This window comes from Polymorphospora rubra, from assembly GCF_018324255.1.
Lineage (GTDB): Bacteria > Actinomycetota > Actinomycetes > Mycobacteriales > Micromonosporaceae > Polymorphospora > Polymorphospora rubra.
Window position 1 is genome coordinate 3,348,782 of the sequence record NZ_AP023359.1, and the last position, 17,386, is coordinate 3,366,167.

Genomic DNA, 17,386 nt, shown 5'->3' on the forward strand with positions numbered 1-17,386 from the left:
ACGGTGATTTAGTGTGCACATCCCACCGAAAGTTATATTCGGAATCATCGTCATAATTGGCTTGCCCGCTGCCATCTGGGGCGGCTGGATCTGGGCCGGTGAAGTGCCGCCCCCGCCGACCGAGCGGGGCGGGGTCGCCAACATGGGGGCGGCACCGACCCAGGGCGCACCCGCGCCGCCCCGGCCGGACTGGGTTCCGTCGCCGTCGGTCGTCGTCACCGAACCCACCCCGGACCCGAGCCCGACGGCGACCGCGGACGAGCCGTCCGAACCGCCGGTCGAGCCGTCACCGACGCCTTCGTCGCCGGCGCCCACGACCAGCGCGGCACCGGAGGTCACCGCCGAGCCGACCACCACCCCCGGCGCCACGGCGTCGCCGGTGCCGTCGCCCACGCCGAACCGGCCCTGAGTAGACTGCGCGACGTCCACGGCCCGGAAGGTGGCCCAATGGAGATCGTTCTGACCGAGGGCGACATCACCGCCGAGCGGGTGGACGCGATCGTCAACGCGGCCAACTCGTCGTTGCTCGGCGGCGGTGGCGTCGACGGCGCCATCCACCGGCGGGGCGGCCCCGAGATACTCGCCGAGTGCCGGGCCCTGCGCGCCTCCCGATACGGACGCGGTCTGCCGACCGGGCAGGCGGTCGCCACCACGGCCGGTCGGCTGCCGGCCCGCTGGGTCGTGCACACCGTCGGACCGGTCTGGTCGGCCGACGAGGACCGGTCGGCCCTGCTGCGCGACTGCTACGCCAACTCCCTGCGGGTCGCGGACGACCTCGGCGCCGCCTCGATCGCCTTCCCGCTGATCTCGTCCGGTGTCTACCGTTGGCCGGTCGACGACGCGGTCCGGCAGGCGCTCGCCGTGCTGCGGGCCGCCGAGCCGGTACGGGTCACCACGGCGCGGCTGGTCCTCTTCGACGCGCCGACGTACGCGGCCGCGCGGCGGGTGCACTCAGCCGACTGAGGCGACCGCCCGGCCCGGCCCACGGCTCAGGCCGACTCGCGCAGCACCAGTTCGGTCGGCAGCACGACCGCGTGCCCGATGTCCTCGCCGGCCGCCATCCGCAGGAGTTGGCGGGTCATCTCCCGACCCATCTCCTGGATCGGCTGGCGCACCGTGGTCAGCGGCGGATCGGTGTAGCGGGCCATCTCGATGTCGTCGAAGCCGACCACCGCGACGTCCTCCGGCACCCGGCGGCCGGCCTCGCGCAGCGTACGCAGGGCGCCGTGCGCCATCAGGTCGGAGGCGACGAAGACCGCGTCGAGGTCGGGATCGTCGTCGAGCAGCTGCCGCATGGCCAGGGCTCCCGACTCCCGGGTGAAGTCACCGACCGCGATGAGCGATCGGCGACCCGAGTCGCGCAGCTCGTCCCGGTAGCCGGCGAGCCGGTCGATGCCGGCGATCATGTCCTGCGGGCCGGCGATGGTGGCGATCCGCCGCCGGCCCAGCTCCAGCAGGTGCCGGACGGCCTTCGCGACGCCACCGATGTGGTCGACGTCCACGTACGGCACCGGCACGCTGACCTGGCCCATCGGCCGACCGCTGCACACCACCGGGATGCCGGACCGCACGAGGGTCGACGGCAGCGGGTCGGCGCCGTGCACCGACGCGAACATCACCCCGTCGACGTGCCTCCCGGTCGCGTAGCGCTCGACCCGGGCGTGGCTGGCCGCCGACCCGGCGATCATCAGCACCAGCTGCTTGTCGGCGGCCTCCAGTTCCTGGCTGACCCCCCGGATGATGCCGGGGAAGAACTGGTCGTCGGAGAACACCCGGGTCGCGGTTTCGGGCAGCACCAGCGCGATCGAGTCGGTGCGCTGGGTGACCAGGCTGCGGGCGGCCAGGTTGGGTACGTACCCGAGTTCCTGGACCGCCCGGCGGACCGCCTCCTGGATCGGCTCGGCGACCGTGGTCGAGCCGTTGACGACGCGTGACACGGTTGCCCGGGAGACACCGGCGCGGCGCGCCACCGCCTCCAGCGTGGGCCGTTCCCGTGCAGTCGTCATGTGGCGCTCACCCTTCCAGCCCGTTGCGGCGGATCACCTCCCGGAACCACCGCGCACTGTCCTTCGGCGTCCGCCGCTGGCTCAGATAGTCGACGTGGACGATGCCGAAGCGCTTGTCGTAGCCCTCGGCCCATTCGAAGTTGTCCAGCAATGACCATACGAGATAGCCGCGCAGATCGACGCCCCGGGCGATCGCGTCGTGCACGGCGCGCAGGTGCCCGTCGAGATAGCCGATCCGGTCCGGGTCCGGCACCCGGTCGCCCTCGGGGCGGTCGGGGAACGCGGCGCCGTTCTCGGTCACGATCAGCGGCACGTCGGGATAGTCGTGGCCGAGCCGTTCGAGCAGCGCGGTGAGGCCCGACGGTTCGATCATCCAGCCCATGTCGGTCAGTGGCCCGACCGGTGGCAGGAACTCGACTCCCTCGGTGCCCGGGTAGGCGCCGTCTCCTCCGGGGGCGCCGGGGCGGGCGGCGACGTAGGTCGGCGCGTAGTAGTTGATGCCGAGCAGGTCGACGGGACCGCCGATGATCTGTTCGTCGCCGTCGCGCAGGAAACCGAGGTCGGTGAAGCGGGCGGCGTGTTCGAGCATGTCGGCGGGATAGCCGCCGCGCAGCAGCGGATCGAGGAAGATCCGGTTGTGCAGCCCGTCGACGAGCCGTACGGCCTGCCGGTCGGCGGCGCTCTCCGGATCGGCGGGGAAGACCGCGGCCGGGTTGACGGTGATGCCGACGGTGCCGGCGCCGGCCGCCCGCAGCGCCTGTGCCCCGAGCCCGTGGGCGAGCAGCAGGTGGTGGATGGCCGCGAAGACCGCGGCCGGGTCCTGCCGGCCGGGCGCGTGCACCCCGTTGCCGTAGCCCAGGTACGCCGAGCACCACGGCTCGTTGAGCGTGGTCCAGGTCTTCACCCGGTCGGCGAGCCGGCCGTACACCGCGGTGGCGTACCCGGCGAAGCGCTCGGCGGTCTCCCGGTTCGTCCAGCCGCCGCGGTCCTCCAGCACCTGCGGCAGGTCCCAGTGGTAGAGGGTGACGATCGGGTCGATGCCCCGGCCGAGCAGTTCGTCGACGAGCCGGTCGTAGAAGTCGAGCCCGCGGGGGTTGACCGGACCGGTGCCGTCGGGCTGGATCCGTGGCCACGCCACCGAGAAGCGGTAGCTGGCCAGGCCCAGGTCCGCCATCAGCGCGACGTCCTCGCGGTAACGGTGGTAGTGGTCGCAGGCGACGTCGCCGGTGTGCCCGGCGTGCACCTTGCCCGGCGTACGGCTGAAGGTGTCCCAGATCGACGGACCGCGACCGTCGTCGCGGGCGGCGCCCTCGATCTGGTACGCGGCGGTGGCCGCCCCCCAGACGAAGCCCTCGGGGAACCGGACGGTGGCCCGGTCCCGGTCGAGCAGCGCTTGGCCGGTGTCGCCGGACGTGGTCACTCGTTGGTTGCTCAAGCTTTCACGGCACCTTCCATGATCCCGCCGATGATCTGGCGGCCGAATACGACGAACACGAGCAGTAGCGGAAGCGTAGCGATGGCCGTGCCCGTGAACACCTGCGACATGTCCTGGTAGTACCCGTCGGACAGGGCCCGCAGGGAGAGCTGCACGGTGGGGTTGGTCGGGTCGTTGAGCACCGCGTACGGCCACAGGAAGTCGTTCCACGTGGTCATGAAGGTGAGCAGGCCGAGTACGGCGGCGGCCGGCCGTAGGGCGGGTGTCACGACGCTCCAGAAGACGCGGAACGTGCTGCACCCGTCGACCCGGGCGGCCTCGATCAGTTCGGTGCTGACCGCCTGGGCGGCGTACTGCCGCATCATGAACACGCCGAAGCCGGTGACCAGGGCGGGCACGATGACGGCGGGGAGCCGGTCGTTCCAGTTCAGGTCGGTCATCAGCATGTAGAGCGGGATCACCCCGAGCTGGGTCGGCACCATCATCGTCGCGATGATGACGAGCAGCAGGGCGCTGCTGCCCTTGAAGCGCAGCTTGGCGAAGGCGAAGCCGGCCAGCGACGAGAAGAAGACGACCGAGACGGTGACCGACGTCGCCACGATCGCCGAGTTGATCAGGCCGGTCAGGAAGTACGCGTCGGTGTTGCCGAACAGTCGGGCGATGTTGGCGCCGAGGTTGCCACCCGGGGTGAGCGGCGGTGGCATCTGGCCCATCGAGTCGCTGGACCGGGTCGCGACGACGAACATCCAGTAGATCGGGAAGAGCGAGAGCAGGCCGGAGGCGATCAGCGCGCCGTAGACGAGCCGGCTGGCGCCCCAGAGTTGGGTGCTGGGGCCGGCGCCGCGCGGCACCCGGGGTTTCGGCGCCACCACCGGTGGAAGGTTCACCATGTCACTGCCCTCCCCGGGCGCTGTTGCCCAGCCGACGGATGATGACGACGTTGACGAGCGCGATGACGACGATGAGGGCGAATAGCATCCACGCCACGGCGGAGCCGTATCCGAAGTTGTAGTTGGGCGCGAAGGCGTTCTCGAACATGTACATCGTCATGGTCTGCGACTCGCGCAGCGGCCCGCCCCGGATGGGGTTGGGGCCGGAGTTGAAGAGCCGGGGTTCGGTGAAGAGTTGCAGCCCGCCGATGGTGGAGATGATGACGGCGAAGATGATCGTCGGCTTCAGCAGCGGCACGGTGATCGACCAGAACTGCCGGATCGGGCGGGCCCCGTCGATGGCGGCCGACTCGTAGAGGTCGCGGGGGATCGCCTGCATCGCGGCGAGGAAGATCAGTGCGTTGTAGCCGGTCCACCGCCAGTCGACCATGGTCGAGATGGCCACCCAGGAGGCCAGGCGGTTGGCCTTCCAGTCGATCGCGTCGACGCCGACCAGGTCGAGGGTCCAGTTGATCAGTCCGAACTCGCGGCTGAAGAGCTGTGAGAAGACGATCGCGACGGCCGCGGTCGAGGTGATGTTGGGGATGAGCACGCCCATCCGGAACAGCGTCCGGGCCCGCAGTTGCCGGTTGAGCAGGTTGGCCAGCCAGAGTGCGAGCAGGAGTTGCGGGACCGTCGAGATGACGAAGATCCCCAGCGTGTTGACGACCGAGTTCCAGAAGTCGGAGTCGGCCATCAGGGCGCGGTAGTTCGCCAGCCCGACGAATGCCTGCTCGTCGCCGAGCAGGTCCCAGTCGTGCAACGAGACCCACAGCGTGTAGCCGAGCGGGTAGGCCCCGAAGACGGCGAAGAGCAGGAAGAACGGGGCGATGTAGAAGTACGGCGAGTACTTGAGGTCGAAGCGGCTGAACCGTCCGCGGGGTCGCCTGTCGGCGGGACCCGGGCCGCGCCCGGCCGCCGGCCGGGGTTTGCTGTGGCTGCCCCGGCGGGGCGCGCCGACGTCCACGTGCAGACTCATCGGGGGTTCCTTCTGGCGAGGTCCGGAAGAACGGGACCGGTCGGCGGACCGGGCCGGCGGCGGTGCGCCAGGGCCCGGTCCGGCTCCTCCGGTTACTTGGCCGCGGCCTTCTTCGAGTTGTCCACGGCGTCCTTCCAGCCCTCGGCCGGGCTGCGCTGGCCCAGTTCGACGGTGCGGATCGCGTTCTCGACCTCGGTGCGGACGGCCTGGTTCTTCGGTCCCATGTAGACCGGCTTGAGGCTCTTGGCGCCGCCGCCGAAGATCAGACCGACCGGCGCGTCGCTGAAGTACCCGTTGGTCGACTGGGCGACCGCCGGGTCGTCGAGCGCCTGCGGCGACGACGGCAGCGGACCCTTGGCCTGGAACGCCCCGACGTGGCCCTGCGGGCTGGTCAGGAACTTGGCCAGCGCGATCGCCTCGGCCTGGTGCCTGCTCTGCGTCGGTACGGCGAGGTGTGAGCCGCCCCAGTTGCCGCCACCGCCGGGCACCGCCGCGATGTCCCACTTGCCCTTTGCGTCGGCGCCGGCGTTGCCCTCGATCACGCCGGTCATCCAGGCCGGGCAGGCGATGGTGGCGAACTTCGCCTGCTTGAAGGCGGCGACCCACTCCTCGGACCAGGCGCCGTACTTCCCGCTGAGGCCGGAGTCGATGATGTCGACGGTGACGTCCCAGGCCCGCCGTACGGCCGGGTTGCTCTCGACGACCAGGTTGTCGCCGGTGTCGTAGTAGTGGTAGCCGGTGGACTTGCCGGCCTCCTGGAGCACGATCGTGTTGAAGGTGTTGGTGGCCGCGTCGAGGAACGCGGCGCCGGTGTCGGCGGCCGTGAACCGCTCGCCGACCTTGATGTAGTCCTGCCAGGTGGGCCAGAGCTTCCCGACCTCCTCGCGGTCGGTGGGCAGGCCGGCCTTGGCGAACAGGTCGGAGCGGTAGCACATGGCCATGCCGCCGACGTCGGTGCCGAGGCCGATCAGGTGCTTGCCGTTGTCGGCGAGCCCCTGGTTCCACTTCCAGGGCAGGAAGTTGCCCTCGAGTTCGCCGGCACCGTGGTCGAGCAGGTTGACGAAGTTCTTCGGGTTGGCCTTGTATTCGACCATCAGGCCTTCCTCGATGGCCACCACGTCGCCGGCACCCTTGCCCGCGGCGAGCCACTGGGTGAGCTTGGGCGAATACTCGTCGAGGTTGCCGCCGGTGCCCCGTTCGACGATCTTGATGTGCGGGTTGGTGGCCATGTACTCCTTGTAGAGCTCTTCGTAGCCGAACTGGCCGAAGACGTCGACGGTCAGGGTGATCGTGCCGTCGCCGGCCCCGTCGTCGCCGCCACAGCCGGTGGCGGCGAGCAGTACTCCGGTGGCGGCCGCGGCGGCCGCCGCGAGCCGTCGGCGGCCGGAAAAGCGCAGGCTGAAGCGCATCTGGGACCCCTTTTGTGGTGGTGGTGTGCGATCCCCGTCGTCGAGCGCCCGGGCGAGAGAGCGCTCTCACGAAAGGGTGGACCGAGTGGGGCCAGACGTCAAGAGAGCGCTCTCAGAAAGTTGTGGCGGCGTTACCGAAGAACCCGCCCACGAAGGGGCGGGTCCGAGGCGGGAGAGAGGCGGGGGTCAGCCGGTACGAAGCGCGGTGAGCAGAGTCGTGTCGCCGGTCACGTCGATCACGTCGAAGCCGATCCGGCCCCAGAGGGCGAGCAGCAGGTCGCTCGCCGTGCCGGTCGCGTGCAGCCGGGCGTGCGGGTCGTCGCTGTCCAGGATCGTGTCGGTGTCCAGCAGCGCGACACCCTCGCCGCGCAGACGCAGAAACCACTCCTGGTCGGCGTCGACCGCCACGAGCTGCGCGACGCCGTGCCGCGGCTCGGTCGAAAGCCGCTGCCCGGCCGGCAGCCAGGTGTCCAGCAGTTCGGTCACCCCGTCGGCGGCGAGCTTGGCCTCGATGGGTTCGACCGAGACGATCGCCGTCTGCGCGTCCCACCGGCGCAGCGCCGTCTCGTGCGCGACGCGCCGGTGCCAGAACCCGACCCGCTTCGGCTGCGGTGCCCAGTTCCACGCCGGCGACTCGGCGTCGAGGCCGTCGAGCACGCCGATGAGCCGGTCGAATTCCCGCTGCCACCAGTCGATCGCGGCCGTTCCGGTCGGCAGGCCCTCCGAGGTGGCCGGCGGCGCCGGCTGCTCGGTGCTGCCGGAGGTGACCAGGCCGGCCACCCAGCCGTAGAAGGAGCCGAGGTGGTGTACCAGGTCGGTGACGGTCCAGTCCGGACACGACGGCACCGCGGCCGTGGGATCGGCCTCGGCGATCGCGGTGCGGAAGGCGGGGCCCTCGACGCGCAGTGCCCCGATCCAGAAGTCCTTGGTGCCGTGCAGTCTGCTCATCGCCATTTCCTCCAGGACGACCGACCGTCCGTGCCTCGCCAGGCTGCTTCCAGCCTAGGGTGAACAGCGTGCCCGACGTTAGTGCCCAAGCGCCGACCACCGGTGAACCGACCAGCCCCCGATCGCTGGCCGCCTACACGACCCTGCGGCTCGGTGGCCCGCCACGCCGACTCTTAACCGCTGGCGACGCCGCTGAAACCGTGCAAAGCATACGAGAGGCGGCGTTCGACGATCAGCCTGTTCTGATTCTCGCCGGCGGCAGCAACGTGGTGGTCGGCGACGCCGGATTCCCCGGCCTCGTCGTGCTCGTCCGGTCGCGGGGCGTGCGGACCGTGGCCGAGGACGCCGGGACCGTCACCGTGCGGGTCGCGGCCGGCGAACCGTGGGACGACTTCGTCGCGTACACCGTCGACGCCGGGCTGTCCGGGGTCGAATGCCTCTCCGGCATCCCCGGCTCGGCCGGCGCCACCCCGATCCAGAACGTCGGGGCGTACGGGCAGGAGGTGGCCGAGACGATCAGCGCCGTCGAGGCGTACGACCGGGTGACCGACGAGACCCTGCGGCTGACCCCGGCGGACTGCGGCTTCGCCTACCGGGGGAGCGTCTTCAAGCACAGCGACCGCAGGGTGGTGCTCTCGGTCGACTTCCGGCTGGCCCGCTCGCCGCTGTCGTCGCCGGTCCGGTACGCCGAGCTGGCCCGCGCGCTCGGCGTGACGACCGGTGACCGGGTGCCGCTGGCCCAGGCGCGGACGGCGGTCCTGGCCCTGCGGGCCGGCAAGGGCATGGTGCTCGATCCGGCGGATCCGGACACCCGCTCGGTCGGCTCGTTCTTCACCAACCCGGTGCTCGACGCGGCGGCGTACGAGGCGCTGCTGGCCCGGGCCGTGGCGGTGGGCGAGCCGCCGTCCTGGCCCGATCCGTCCGGCGTCGTCAAGGTCAGCGCGGCCTGGTTGATCGACCGGGCCGGCTTCACCAAGGGGTACGGCGACCGGGGGCCGGTCGCGATCTCGTCGAAGCACACCCTGGCGCTGACCCATCGGGGCGGCGGCACGACGGGTGACCTGCTGGCGCTGGCCCGGGAGATCCGGGACGGCGTGCACGCCCGGTTCGGGGTGACCCTGCATCCGGAGCCGGTGCTGGTCAACTGCGAACTCTAAATCGGACTATTTGCTTATTTTGCCGTTGCCTTGATGCAGGCGGCTCGTTGACGGTGGTTATGGGGAAGATCTCTGCCGTCCGCCGCCTGCTGTCCGCGACCGTGCTCGCCGCCGCCGTGTCCGTGCCGCTCCTGCCGGTCGCCGCGGCCGCCCGGCCGTCGCCGCCCGCCCCGATCCTGCCGGGGCTGCCGGTCATCCCCGGCCTCGGCGGTGACAGGCCGGCCGACGACGGCCCCGCGCCGGGGCCGGACGCCGACGATCCGGCCCGGGCCGGTGACGGGGACCGTCCCGCCGCCGCGACCGGCGACGCGACCCAGGAGGAGGCCGCCCGGCCGCTGGCCATCACCAAGGCCGCCGACGCCGCCCAGGTCATGCCCGGAGCCAAGGTCAACTACCAGATCGTCCTGCGCAGCGGGCAGGGGCTCGACGACATCGAGGTCGTCGACGACCTCACCGGTGTGCTCGACGACGCCCGGTACGACGGCAACGCGACCGCCACGGCCGGCCGGCTGGACTGGAACGAACCGGAGCTGACCTGGACCGGCGACGTGCCGGCCGGCGAGCCGGTGGTGATCAGCTACTCGATCACCGTGAACCCCGAACACACCGGTGACCTGCGGTTGCGCAACGTCGTCCGAGGCCCGGCCGAGAGTAACTGCGACCCGGCCTACCGGCAGGGCGGCTGCGCCGTCTCGTCGTTCGTGCTCGAACCGGTGGCCCGGCCCAGCACCCCGCCGCCGCTGCCGAACACCGGCGCGTCGGTCACCTGGCTCGCCGCCGTCGGCGGCGGCCTGCTCGCCGTCGGTGCCGTCGCCCTCGTGGTCGCCCGGCGCCGCCGGGCCGGCTGACGGTTTCGTCAGCCCCCGGCCACCGGGGCGACCGCCGACCACGGCACCGTCACCTCACCCAGCCGCCAGCGGGCCGGCCGGTCCGACACCGGCCAGCCCGCTTCGCGTATCGCCGACACCGCGCGCACCCAGCGCTGCCGCGGCCCGAACGGGGCGTACGGCGCGGCGGCCCGCCAGCCGTCGTCGAGCGCCCGCAGCAGCGCGTGCACCGGTTCGCCGGGCACGTTGCGATGGATCAGCGCCTTCGGTAGCCGTTCGGCGACCGTACCCGGACTGCCCAGTGTGGACAGTTTGGCGGCCAGGGTCAGCGACCGGGGACCGGCCGCGTCGAGCAGCACCCAGGAACCGAGCCGGCCCAACTCGTCGCAGGTGCCCTCGACGACCACACCGCCGGCGGCCAGCCCGTCGGTCATCGTCCGCCAGGCGGGCGCCACCTCGGCCTCGTCGTACTGTCGCAGGACGTTGAACGCGCGTACGACGGCCGGCCGGGTGCCGGCCAGTTCGAACCCGCCCCGGGCGAACGTCAACCAGGGCGGGTCGGCGGCGGTCGCCGCGGCCGCCACCCGCACCGGATCGATCTCCAGGCCGAGCACCCGTACGTCGGGCCGTACGGCGGCGGCCAGCCGGGCGCGCAGCTCCACGGCGGTCACCGGCGTGGCGCCGTACCCCAGGTCGACCACGAGCGGGTCGGCGGCGTCGTGCAGCACGCCGGCGCAGTGGGCCGCGATCCAGTTGTCCACCCGGCGCAGCCGGTTGGGGTTGGTGGTGCCGCGCGTGACGACCCCGAGCGGGCGGCGCGGTCGGGTCATCAGCTCACCCGGTGCACCTTGTGCTGCGCGGCCTGGGCCAGCGGCCGGACCACGAGACGGTCGACGTTGACGTGGTGCGGGCGGGTGGCGCACCAGGCGACGCAGTCGGCGATGTCGTCGGCGACCAGCGGCTCGGCGACGCCCGCGTAGACGGCGGCGGCCCGGTCCGCGTCCCCGTCGAAGCGGACCAGCCCGAACTCGTCGGTGCGCACCATCCCCGGATCGATCTCGACCACCCGGATCGGGCGGCCGTTGAGTTCGAGGCGCAGCGTGCCGGCCAGCGCGGTCTGCGCGTGCTTGGCGGCGGTGTAGCCGCCCCCGCCCTCGTAGACGCCGAGCCCGGCGGTCGAGCTGACCACGACCACCGTCGCGGCACCGGACCGTTCCAGGGCGGGCAGCAGCGCCTTGGTGACCCGCAGGGTGCCGAGCACGTTCACGTCGTACATCCACTGCCAGTCGCCGATGTCGGCGTCTTCGACCTGGTCCAGCCCGCGCGCCCCGCCGGCGTTGTTGACCAGCAGGGTCACCGGGCCGGGGAGGTCGTCGACCGCGGCGGCCAGGTCGGCGACCGATCCGTCCGACGTGACGTCGCAGCCCACCGCCGTCGCCCGGCCGCCACCGGCGGTGATCTCGGCGAGCAGGGTCTCCAGGCGGTCCACCCGGCGGGCGGCCAGCACGACGTGGAAGCCCTCGGTGCCGAGCCGCCGCGCGGTCGCCGCGCCGATTCCGCTCGACGCTCCGGTGACGATCGCGATAGGGGTCATGGCCTCATTCTTTCCCACCGGCGCGGCCCCGGGTCGTCCGGATGAGGTGGGTCACGTACGGGGTCCGTCCCGATGAATGCCGTTGCGTGAATCGGGAAGATGGCACGCGGTGCAGCGGTTGCTCTATGGGGCCGGTCGCGCAGAACGGCGCATAACTGACTTTGAGGAGCAGATGTGGCGGAAATGCACACCGGCGTAGCGCGGCAGCGAGGTCTCCAGCCGTGGCCGACACCCCGACGGATCGCCACCCTTTCCGTGCACACCTCGCCACTGCACCAACCCGGCACGGGCGACGCCGGCGGCATGAACGTCTACATCGTCGAGGTCGCCCGCCGCCTCGCCGACGCCGGGGTGGAGGTCGAGATCTTCACCCGCGCGACAGCCGGCGACCTGCCTCCCACCGTCGAGATGGCCCCCGGCGTGAAGGTCCGGCACGTCATCTCCGGACCGTTCGAAGGACTCGCCAAGGAAGAGCTGCCGGCCCAGATGTGCGCCTTCACCACCGGCGTACTGCGGGCCGAAGCGGCCCGTGCCCCCGGCTACTACGACCTTGTGCACTCCCACTACTGGCTTTCCGGCCAGGTCGGCTGGCTGGCCAAGGAGCGCTGGGGCGTGCCGCTCGTACACAGCGCGCACACCCTCGCCAAGGTCAAGAACGCCCGGCTCGCCACCGGCGACCGGCCCGAGCCCAAGGCCCGGATCATCGGCGAGGAGCAGTTGGTCGTCGAAGCCGACCGCCTCGTGGCCAACACCCGCGTCGAAGCCCACGACCTGATCGACAGCTACGGGGCCGACCCGACCCGGGTCGCGGTCGTCGAACCCGGCGTCGACCTCGACCGCTTCCGGCCGCCGGCCACCGGGACCGAGGCCGCCACCCGGCTCGCCGCCCGCCGCCGGCTCGGCCTGTCCGAGCAGGGGTACGTCGTCGCGTTCGTCGGCCGGATCCAGCCGTTGAAGGCCCCCGACGTCCTGTTGCACGCCGCCGCCGCGTTGCGCTCCCGCGACCCCGAGATCGCCGGCCGGCTGACCGTGGTGATCGTCGGCGGTCCGAGCGGCACCGGCCTGGACCGGCCCACCGCGCTGATCGACCTGGCCGCATCGCTCGGCATCGCCGACGCCGTACGGTTCCTGCCACCCCAGACCGGCGACGACCTGCCGGCGCTCTACCGGGCCGCGGACCTGGTGGCGGTGCCGTCCCACAACGAATCCTTCGGCCTGGTGGCGCTGGAGGCGCAGGCGTGCGGCACGCCGGTCGTCGCCGCTGCCGTCGGCGGCCTGGTGACCGCCGTACGCGACCAGATCAGCGGCATGCTCGTCGACGGTCACGACCCGGTCGACTGGGCCCGGGTGCTGGGCGGCCTGCTCGCCGCACCGGCCCGCCGGGCCGGGCTGGGGCGGGGCGCGGTCCGCCACGCCCGCAACTTCTCGTGGACGCGCACGGCCGCCGGCCTGATCAAGGTCTACCGTGGGGCGGTGGCCGAGCACCGCAGCAGGACGCTGTCGCAACTGACCGACGGCGCGGCGGCGATCAGCGCGGGTGCGTTCTAGAGCTCCACGGTCGCGACGGGGAGGGTGATCAGTTGAGGCCGCAGGGCGAGGTGGCGGCACTGGTCGAGGCGGTGTGCGCCGACCGCGAGCTGGAATTCGAGTCGACCGGCGAGTTCTCGTACGCGGTCACGCTGCCCGGTACCCACAAGCTCAAGACGGTCTGCAACCTGATCGTCGGCGAGCACGCGCTGCGCGTCGAGGCGTTCGTGATGCGGCAGCCCGACGAGCGGCGCGAGGAACTGTGGGCCTGGCTGCTGCAGCGCAACTCCCGCATGTACGGCGTCGCGTTCGCCATCGATCCGGTCGGCGACGTCTATCTGACCGGTCGGGTCGGACTGGGCGGGGTCGACGAGGACGAACTCGACCGGCTGCTCGGCTCGGTGCTGACGTACGCCGACGAGTCGTTCGACACGATGCTGGAGATCGGTTTCGGGACGGCGATCCGGCGTGAGTGGGAATGGCGGGTCCGAAACGGCGAATCGACGGCCAACCTGCGGGCGTTCGCGCATCTTTTCGAGCCTTCGACGACCGGGGAGACGGGTTTGGACCGCCCCTGACGGGTAACGCTGTCGGGGCGGTCGGTGACCCTGTCGGGTGTGCCGCCGCCTGCCGAGGACAGACTGTCGAGGGAGCAGGAAATGGCTCAGCGGAACAGTTCAGGTCGCGGCGGGTCCGCGACCGCCACGAAGAGCCGGTCGGGTCCGGCGGCGACCCAGATCAGGGAGAGCGACATCGCCCAGCGGCGGGTCGACGACCTGCGCGGGGAACTGCGCCGTCGGGGGATCTCCGGCACGTCGGGGCTACGTAAGGACGACCTGGTCAAGCGGGTCGTGAAGGAGTTGCGGGCGGATCAGCGTCGGGGCGGCGCGGCCAAGGCCGGTGCCCCGGCGAAGGGGGCCGGCAAGCGTACGGAGACCGCGGCCGGCAAGGCGACCACGGCCGCGCGGGGCCCCGGCGCGAAGAAGAGCACGACGACGGCTCGGAAGAGCACGTCCGCGGCGGCCAAGGGAACGTCCGGCCGGACCCGGCAGGGCGGTGCGACCTCCCGGACGACGAAGTACGCCCAGCGCATCTCGTCGACCCAGGACCGGCCGGAGCGTCCGGGCCGCAGCCTGGTCACCACCGACCACGAGGTGATCAAGCGGTGGGCGCAGGCCCGCAACGCGAAACCGGCCACCATCGAGAACACCGAACACGACGGCCATCTCGGGGTGTTGCGTTTCGACTTCCCGGGGTATCACCGTGGCCGGCCGCTGACCGAGGTGAGTTGGGCCGAGTGGTTGCGTACGTTCGACGAGCGGCAGCTCAATTTCATCTACCAGGAACAGATGCGCAGTGGGCGGCCGAGCAACTTCTTCCTGCTCGAGTCACCGCTGCGCGAAGACGGCTGAGATCGGCCGATGGGCGCGTACCGAGGATTTCCGGTCCTTAAACGTCGCGAAAGAAAAAGTGACGGCGATCGCACGGTGTGACCGGCAAGACATGGTATGAGGGTTGTCGGTCGGCCGGATCGAGAACTAACGTGATCTGTACGCGCCGAGCTCGGAAATGTTCGGGGGAGCAGCGGATCGGTTCGATCCGCGCACGAGCTGGCGACGGGGACGGGTGGCATTCTGGGCCGTTGGGGGACGGCGCCACCTCTACCGGCGGTGTGCGCGGGCGGCGCTTACGGGGGTGAGCGTCGCCCGCCGCCGCCGGGCCGACCCGTAGCGTCCCCCAAGCCATGAGCGGACCGCTGACCGGTCGCACCGTGGTCGAGATCGCCGTCCAGACCTGACGGTGCGCCGCCCGGTCACGCGCCGCGTACGTCGGCCGGCGCCTTTCCGGTGGCCGTCCCGACGGACCGGGCGAGCCGGGCCGCGACCTGGCGCTCCCGGGACGGTCCGGCCAGCAGGTGCCCACCGACGGCGAGCAGACCGGCGGCACCGGTGATGATCCAGTGCCAGTCGCCCAGGTATTCCAGGCTGGCCCCGCCGAGCGCCGGGGCGACGAACGACGCGGCCGGGAACGTCAGGTAGAACACCGCCTGGTAGCGGCCGCGTAGCGCGGGCGGGGCGAGTTCCGCGTTGATCTCGGCGTTCGGGGGCGCCGCCAGCATCTGCCCGATCGTCCAGACGAACGCCGCCGCGAGGTAGGCGGCGAGGTGGTCGGCGAACGCCAGCGAGCCGAAGCCGACGGCCAGCAGGCCGGTCGACAACGCCAGTACATGGTGTTTGCGGCGGCCGTCGATGAGCCGGGGTACGAAGAGTTGCCCGACCACGATCAGTGCTCCGCCGACGGCGACGACGATGCCGTACGCGCCCGGACCGAGGCCGTCGGCGCGCATCGCCAGCGGCATGATCGTGGAGGTCTGGGTCACCAGGACCGCCAGCGCGAAGGTGAGCGCGACGAAGACGAGGAACGCCCGGTCGGTCAGCGCCGTACGCAGTCCGGGGCCGCCCCTGACCCGCCGGGGCCGCTGGCCGGTCAGGGTCTCGGGCACCTTCCAGGCGATGATGGCGGCGGTGGTCAGGGTGGCCACCGCGTCGACCAGGAACAGTGCGGTGAAGCTGGCCTCGGCGAGCACTCCGGCGAGCAGCGAGGCCGCCGCCATCCCCAGGTTGAATGCCCAGAACTGCAGGTTGAACGCCCGGGACCGGCGCTCCTCCGGCACGATGTCGACGATCGCGGCGACGAACGCCGGCCCCGGCATCGAGTGGACGATCCCGACGAGCGTGGCGAGGACGGCGATCGTGCCGATGCCGTCCGCGAACGCCATCGCGACCATCAGGGAGCCGGCGGCCACATGCGACCACAGGAGGGTCCGGCGCCGTCCCCAGGAGTCGGCGAGCACCCCGCCGAGCAGCACCCCGGCCGCCCCACCGATGCCGTACGCCCCGACGACCAGGCCGGCGACGGCCTCGCGGGCACCCCGCACGTCGGTCAGGTAGAGCGACAGGAACAGCATCGCGAACGCGCCGGTCCGGTTGATCAGTAGCCCGGTCCACAGGTACCAGTACGTCGCCGGGAGGCCGCCGGCCGTGTCGCGTAGCCAGGTACGCACGCGGCGCCCTCCGGGAAGGTTTGTTTCCAGTCGGTCGTGTCGACGTTAGGAAGTGGTGACCCGGCGCGCCAGCGTGTCGCTCGTCACCCGGTCGTCGTGACGCCCTTCTCGGTCGGGGCGACCGCCGCCCCGCTGGCCTCGACCGGCGGCAGCGGTGCCACCAGCGGCTCCCCGGCGGGTTCGGAGGTCGCGTCCGCCTCGACCGGCTTCGGACCGGCGTCGACCGGGGCCGGTGCGGCCGCCGCGCGCAGGGCCGCGGCCCGCCGTTCCCGGGCCGGTCCGGAGAGCAGCTGGGCGACGGCGACGAAGCCGGCCAGCGCGCCGCAGCCGAGCCACAGCACCGAGTTGCCGAGAGTCTGCTGCACCCAGCCACCGGCGATCGGCGCGGCGAACGACGCCAGCGACCAGGACAGCGAGAAGACGCCCGCGTACCTGCCCCGCAGCGTGCTGGGCGACAGCTCGGCGATCAGCGTGGAGTTGGACGGTGACTGGAGCATCTCGCCGAGGGTCCAGATCAGCACGGTGAGGGCGTAGAACCAGGCGACCTCGGCGAACGCGGTGAGCCCGAATCCGATGCCGGTGATCAGGGCGGCCAGGGCGAGTACGTGCGACCGGCTACGGCCCCTGATCAGGCGCGGTACGAAGAGTTGCCCGACCACGATCAGCACGCCGTTGAGCGCGATCACCGACCCGTACGTCGCCGGCGACAGTCCGTCCTGGCCCATCGCGATCGGCAGCATCGAGATGTGCTGCATGAAGATCAGCGCCAACAGCAGGTTCAGGACGACGAAGACGAGGAACACCCGGTCGGTCAGCGCGGTCCGCAGCCCGCCGGCCGGTGCCGGCGTACCGGTGAGTTTCACGGTGGTCCGGGCCGGCGCCGACTCCCGGACCTTGCGGAAGATGATCACCGCGGTCACCGTCGTGGTGGCCGCGTTGACGAGGAAGAGCAGCAGGTAGTCGGCCTGGGCGGCGAAGCCGGCCAGGATCGCGGCACAGGCGAAGCCGAGGTTGAGGGCCCAGTAGTTGAGCGAGAAGGCCCGTAGCCGGTCCCGCTCCGGCACCACGTCGACCATCATCGCGGAGAAGGCCGGCCGGGCCGCCTCGGCGAACATGCCGAGCAGGAGCGCGCCGACGGCGACCGCCCACAGGTCGCGGGCCAGGCCGAGCCCCAGCATCATCGTCGCGGCGCCGAGGTGCGCGGTGAGCAGGGTCGGGCGGCGTCCCCAACGGTCGGCGAGGGTGCCGCCCGCGAGGGTGCCGACCGTGCCGCCGGCGCCCCAGAGGCCGAGTACGAGGCCGGCCTGCAGTTCGGAGAAGCCGCGCTCGCTGGTGAGGTAGACCGCCAGGAAGATCAGGACGAAGGAGCCGAGGCGGTTGATCAGCGTGCCCGCCCACAGGTACCAGAAGGCCCGGGGGAGACCGCCGGCCGTGTCCCGTAACCAACCTCGAACGCTCCGCACGCCGCCGCCCCGATCCCGTATCCGCGTCGTAATGACCGTGTCCCTGAC

At 71.7% G+C, this 17,386-nt stretch carries 17 protein-coding genes; 7 read left to right on the forward strand and 10 right to left on the reverse strand.

The annotated features are described in order from the left end of the window. Positions 1–61 precede the first annotated feature (61 nt). Together Prubr_RS15350 and Prubr_RS15355 are read left to right on the forward strand one after the other, a co-directional pair. Complete coding sequence (locus Prubr_RS15350) at positions 62–409, forward strand: hypothetical protein (RefSeq protein ID WP_212826022.1); 348 nt, start codon at positions 62–64, stop codon at positions 407–409. A 38-nt stretch (positions 410–447) separates the two neighbouring features. Next, positions 448–963 carry an O-acetyl-ADP-ribose deacetylase gene (locus Prubr_RS15355; protein ID WP_212826024.1) on the forward strand — a complete coding sequence of 172 codons (516 nt, stop codon included), beginning with the start codon at positions 448–450 and terminating at the stop codon, positions 961–963. A 26-nt stretch (positions 964–989) separates the two neighbouring features. Here the strand turns inward: Prubr_RS15355 and Prubr_RS15360 are convergent, their stop codons facing one another. The 6 genes from Prubr_RS15360 to Prubr_RS15385 all read right to left on the reverse strand — a co-directional run bounded on the left by Prubr_RS15360 (position 990) and on the right by Prubr_RS15385 (position 7,706). Next, positions 990–2,006 (reverse strand): LacI family DNA-binding transcriptional regulator, encoded by a 1,017-nt coding sequence (locus Prubr_RS15360; protein ID WP_212826026.1) that lies wholly within the window; start codon positions 2,004–2,006, stop codon positions 990–992. A 7-nt stretch (positions 2,007–2,013) separates the two neighbouring features. Next, on the reverse strand, positions 2,014–3,396 hold the full coding sequence (locus tag Prubr_RS15365) for a GH1 family beta-glucosidase (protein ID WP_212828068.1): 1,383 nt from the start codon (positions 3,394–3,396) through the stop codon (positions 2,014–2,016). A 41-nt stretch (positions 3,397–3,437) separates the two neighbouring features. Further along, positions 3,438–4,331 (reverse strand): carbohydrate ABC transporter permease, encoded by an 894-nt coding sequence (locus tag Prubr_RS15370; RefSeq protein ID WP_212826028.1) that lies wholly within the window; start codon positions 4,329–4,331, stop codon positions 3,438–3,440. 1 nt (position 4,332) lies between these two features. Then, on the reverse strand, positions 4,333–5,349 hold the full coding sequence (locus Prubr_RS15375; protein ID WP_212826031.1) for a carbohydrate ABC transporter permease: 1,017 nt from the start codon (positions 5,347–5,349) through the stop codon (positions 4,333–4,335). A 92-nt stretch (positions 5,350–5,441) separates the two neighbouring features. Continuing rightward, positions 5,442–6,758 carry an ABC transporter substrate-binding protein gene (locus tag Prubr_RS15380; RefSeq protein ID WP_425518019.1) on the reverse strand — a complete coding sequence of 439 codons (1,317 nt, stop codon included), beginning with the start codon at positions 6,756–6,758 and terminating at the stop codon, positions 5,442–5,444. 186 nt (positions 6,759–6,944) lie between these two features. Beyond that, positions 6,945–7,706 carry a maleylpyruvate isomerase family mycothiol-dependent enzyme gene (locus Prubr_RS15385; protein WP_212826033.1) on the reverse strand — a complete coding sequence of 254 codons (762 nt, stop codon included), beginning with the start codon at positions 7,704–7,706 and terminating at the stop codon, positions 6,945–6,947. Positions 7,707–7,765: 59 nt separating this feature from the next. Between Prubr_RS15385 and Prubr_RS15390 the strand changes: the two genes are divergently transcribed. After that, positions 7,766–8,863, forward strand: coding sequence for a UDP-N-acetylmuramate dehydrogenase (locus Prubr_RS15390; protein WP_425518020.1), 1,098 nt, complete (start codon positions 7,766–7,768; stop codon positions 8,861–8,863). A 59-nt stretch (positions 8,864–8,922) separates the two neighbouring features. Next, a complete protein-coding gene (locus Prubr_RS15395; RefSeq protein WP_212826037.1) occupies positions 8,923–9,711 on the forward strand; it encodes a DUF7927 domain-containing protein in 789 nt (262 codons plus the stop codon). Between the two features lie 8 nt (positions 9,712–9,719). Here Prubr_RS15395 and Prubr_RS15400 read toward each other — a convergent pair whose 3' ends face one another. Beyond that, positions 9,720–10,520: a class I SAM-dependent methyltransferase gene (locus Prubr_RS15400; protein ID WP_212826039.1), complete on the reverse strand. Its 801-nt coding sequence runs from the start codon at positions 10,518–10,520 to the stop codon at positions 9,720–9,722. After that, positions 10,520–11,284 carry an SDR family oxidoreductase gene (locus Prubr_RS15405; protein ID WP_212826041.1) on the reverse strand — a complete coding sequence of 255 codons (765 nt, stop codon included), beginning with the start codon at positions 11,282–11,284 and terminating at the stop codon, positions 10,520–10,522. The genes Prubr_RS15400 and Prubr_RS15405 overlap by 1 nt, the downstream gene beginning before the upstream one ends. A 174-nt stretch (positions 11,285–11,458) precedes the next feature. On the opposite strand from Prubr_RS15405, the gene mshA reads away from it, so the two are divergent. From mshA to Prubr_RS15420, 3 genes are all read left to right on the forward strand, one after another. Next, a complete protein-coding gene (gene mshA, locus Prubr_RS15410) occupies positions 11,459–12,832 on the forward strand; it encodes a D-inositol-3-phosphate glycosyltransferase (protein WP_343221651.1) in 1,374 nt (457 codons plus the stop codon). Between the two features lie 32 nt (positions 12,833–12,864). Beyond that, entirely contained in the window at positions 12,865–13,389 is a 525-nt protein-coding gene (locus Prubr_RS15415) for a type III secretion system chaperone family protein (protein ID WP_212826043.1), read from the forward strand. 81 nt (positions 13,390–13,470) lie between these two features. Next, positions 13,471–14,223, forward strand: coding sequence for an SAP domain-containing protein (locus Prubr_RS15420; RefSeq protein WP_212826045.1), 753 nt, complete (start codon positions 13,471–13,473; stop codon positions 14,221–14,223). 401 nt (positions 14,224–14,624) lie between these two features. Here Prubr_RS15420 and Prubr_RS15425 read toward each other — a convergent pair whose 3' ends face one another. Further along, the gene (locus tag Prubr_RS15425; protein WP_212826047.1) at positions 14,625–15,875 is read right to left on the reverse strand and encodes an MDR family MFS transporter; all 1,251 of its coding nucleotides are present in this window, start codon (positions 15,873–15,875) and stop codon (positions 14,625–14,627) included. A gap of 83 nt (positions 15,876–15,958) precedes the next feature. Further along, the gene (locus Prubr_RS15430) at positions 15,959–17,338 is read right to left on the reverse strand and encodes an MDR family MFS transporter (protein ID WP_212826049.1); all 1,380 of its coding nucleotides are present in this window, start codon (positions 17,336–17,338) and stop codon (positions 15,959–15,961) included. Between the last annotated feature and the right edge of the window lie 48 nt (positions 17,339–17,386).